Annotated in this window: 4 protein-coding genes; 3 read left to right on the forward strand and 1 reads right to left on the reverse strand. The window is 55.5% G+C overall.

The window, feature by feature from the left end; genetic code table 11:
* The coding region (locus LCF60_RS24375; protein ID WP_292295111.1) for a hypothetical protein at positions 1 to 271 on the forward strand (271 nt) is incomplete at its 5' end.
* Positions 272 to 402: 131 nt separating this feature from the next.
* On the opposite strand, the gene LCF60_RS24380 is transcribed toward LCF60_RS24375, so the two are convergent.
* Positions 403 to 1,359 (reverse strand): IS5 family transposase, encoded by a 957-nt coding sequence (locus LCF60_RS24380; protein ID WP_292295112.1) that lies wholly within the window; start codon positions 1,357 to 1,359, stop codon positions 403 to 405.
* 113 nt (positions 1,360 to 1,472) lie between these two features.
* Between LCF60_RS24380 and LCF60_RS24385 the strand changes: the two genes are divergently transcribed.
* Together LCF60_RS24385 and LCF60_RS24390 are read left to right on the forward strand one after the other, a co-directional pair.
* Positions 1,473 to 2,006 (forward strand): hypothetical protein, encoded by a 534-nt coding sequence (locus LCF60_RS24385; RefSeq protein ID WP_292295113.1) that lies wholly within the window; start codon positions 1,473 to 1,475, stop codon positions 2,004 to 2,006.
* A partial coding sequence (locus LCF60_RS24390) for a hypothetical protein (protein WP_292295114.1) occupies positions 1,987 to 2,584 on the forward strand: 598 nt, incomplete at its 3' end. The genes LCF60_RS24385 and LCF60_RS24390, both read left to right, overlap by 20 nt.

Below are 2,584 nucleotides of genomic sequence, written 5' to 3' on the forward strand. Positions count from 1 at the left end.
CCAGAGCATCGAAAGACGCCATCGGCTCAACATTTACTCTATAGCAATCCGTCGTTGGAAGAGCGGAGAAAGAGCTGAAAAAAGCCAGCAGCCACTGAATCATGAACGACATATCCATTTTGTAATGCTCAGTGAGTGTCGCGCTGACCTGCACATCACTGCAACCGGCGGACCGGCTTGGCATCATGAGGCAGTTCTTTTGGTGGTATTTTTGGTGGTAAGAGTAAATCAATCCCTAAAAAACTATGCAGAACAGTTAAGGAACGTCTGATCAACGCGTTCGGCTGCGCCAAGATGGCGGCTTGATCGCGTTGTTGTGCAGGCGACGGTGTTCTGGGATTGGATTTCGTCGTTTCAGGCTTGCCGGAGGGTCGGTCTCGCGGTTTTCGGGCAGAGGCTGCCTCATGCCAGCAGCTTTCGTCGCACAAGGAACAGGTTCCCGAGGGCGAAGAGGGTGAAGAGCTGGGCGCGGTTCTTGGCCAGACCCCGGTAGCGGGTCTTCATGTAGCCGAACTGGCGCTTCACCACCCGGAAGGGATGCTCGACCTTGGCGCGAACCATGGCGATGATGCGGTTGATGTCTTCGTCGGCGGGATGGAGCCTGCCGCCCCTGGGTGCCTTGCGCATGACACCCCAGACCTTGCCCCGGCCAGTGAACGCCGCCTCGCGCTCGGCGCTGACATACCCCCTGTCGGCCCAGACCGACGTCTCCTCGCCGTGGAGCAGTTCGTCCCAGACCCGGCTGTCGTGAACCGATCCGGTGCTGGTCTCCAGGCTGTGCACGACGCCGCTATGGGCATCGACGCCGACATGCGCTTTCATGCCGAAATACCAGTCGTTGCCCTTCCTGGTCGATGACATCTCGGGATCGCGCGCCCTGGCCTTGTTCTTCGTCGAGGACGGCGCGTCGATGATGGTCGCATCGACCAGGGTCCCCGAGCGCAGGGTGATCCCCTTGTCAGCCAGATGTATGCTCACCTCCGCGAAGATCGCCTCGGTCAGCCCATGCCGTTCCAGCAGGTGGCGAAAGTTGAGGATCGTGGTCTCGTCCGGGATACGGTCATCGCCGAGTTCGATCCCGGCAAACCGGCGCATCGCCTCGCTGTCATACAGCGTCTCCTCAGCCATCGGGTCGCTCAGCGCATACCAGTTCTGCAGGAAGTAGACCCGCAACATCGTCTCCAGCGGCATCGGCGGGCGCCCGCCCCTGGGGCCGGCCTTGGGGTAATGCGGCTCGAGCAACGCCAGAAGCTGGTCCCACGGAACCACCGCATCCATCTCGGCCAAGAACCGCTCGCGCCGCGTCACCTTCTTCTTCATCGCATCACGCAGACCGGGAATGGCGGGCTGTTTCGGCATCGGCAGGACTCCTATGGCGGACGCCCCAAACCTATCAGATCAGACCGAAAAGCGGCAGGTTTTTCAGACGTTTCCAGAACCGCTAGCTAGAATTTTTTCTCTGTGCTAGATCTGTGGCAATCATCAAACAATTTGTGGAAAAATACTTGGCACCAACGCAACCAATTATTGCCGGTCAAGGCCGAGGTCGGACTTTACGCGTCACCTCTGCTTGGACGTTTTGGGCGGAGCGTTTTTTTGCCGTCCTCATGTGCGGTCTGTTTTTCTTGGCAGGCGTCCATTTTGGAACAAGTGGCGAGTACACAAAAGCGTTGACTCTCATCGATTCCGAATTGGTTGATGACGATGGCCGATTGGCTCAGGAGACTGGTGTTTTACCTTTTCTGTTCAAGCTCGACCAAACCAACGCTGTCACAGGGACTTTGACGCCAGCCGCACAGCGCACGGCATTATTGCGTATTCTCGAGACGGGAAGCAAAACCGAAAATCGACTGAGAGCGATGTATCCGCTCACTCAAGACACCAATACCACACTCAATGCAATGCTGCCCGTTTTGGAACAATTGACCCTGAACACGAACGCGTGCGGAGAGTTGAACGCGTTTCTCAACAAAGCCTTTGACCCCGATGGGTCCGCAAGGAGATAAAAGCCATGATCTTTTCGAACGTTTCTTCGCGCCGCACGCTTCGCCATTTTTTTGGCTCAACCGCCATTGCCAGTGTTCTTTTGATGTCGCTGCCGCACACAGGGGGCGCGGACGGATTATCGGTTCAGGAAGCCCTATGAAGCGGCCCTCAGGCTGGGTATCAAAAGAGCTCCTCAGGAAGAATTTTATAAATTTCAATACTTCAATGGTTCGGCGTAGAAAGCTCTGTGCTATCGGTGGTTTTGATGAGCAGCTGCGCTGTGCCGAAGATTATGATCTCTGGCTGCGAATTGCCAAAGATCATCCAATTGGCCTGATGGACGAAACGCTAATCGTGAAAACCGGTGGCCATGACGACCAATTGTCACGGCAATACTGGGGTATGGATCGCTTTCGTGTTGATGCTCTGGAACGGCTGCTGGATAAAGACCTGAAACCATGGCAGCGGAAACTGGTGATCAAAGAAATCGTCAAAAAACTGGAGATCCTCTATATCGGCCGGGAAAAACGCACAGAACTACCGAATGTTTTTGAACCTAAACTGAAACAATACAAAAGGATGCTCCATGAATCCGGTT

The sequence above is a fragment of the Marivita sp. genome, assembly GCF_020055635.1.
GTDB lineage: Bacteria > Pseudomonadota > Alphaproteobacteria > Rhodobacterales > Rhodobacteraceae > Marivita.

Coding starts and splice junctions, on each gene's coding strand:
- LCF60_RS24380 (WP_292295112.1), bottom strand. CDS start 1,359: ATGCCGAAACAGCCCGCCATTCCCGGTCTGCGTGATGCGATGAAGAAG.